The following is a 223-nucleotide window of genomic DNA, read 5'->3' as shown; positions in this document are numbered from 1 at the left end:
GCCGACGGCCGCCGAAGCCAGGCCGTTCTCCTTGGCCGTGAAGCCCAGCACGAGGGCGACCTCGTTCTTCACGTTCTCGGCCGGACGGAAGGACACGAAGAGATACGCGGGCTCGCGATTCAGGTTTTTCGGCAGGCGTTCCTGGGGCTGGCTGAGCGCATAGCAGATCTTCGATCGCCCGGTCTGGGCCGTGTAGACGCCCCAGTCGCCATAGGAACTCACG

General features: G+C 65.0%; 1 pseudogene. It reads right to left on the bottom strand.

From position 1 onward, the window contains the following. Positions 1-223 (bottom strand): annotated as a pseudogene (locus E4K09_RS29100) (invasion associated locus B family protein); the annotation flags it as partial.

Source organism: Microvirga pakistanensis (assembly GCF_004458765.1).
Taxonomy (GTDB): Bacteria; Pseudomonadota; Alphaproteobacteria; order Rhizobiales; family Beijerinckiaceae; genus Microvirga; species Microvirga pakistanensis.
Note: the sequence above shows the minus strand (reverse complement) of the source record. Positions and strands in the feature narration are given on the sequence as shown.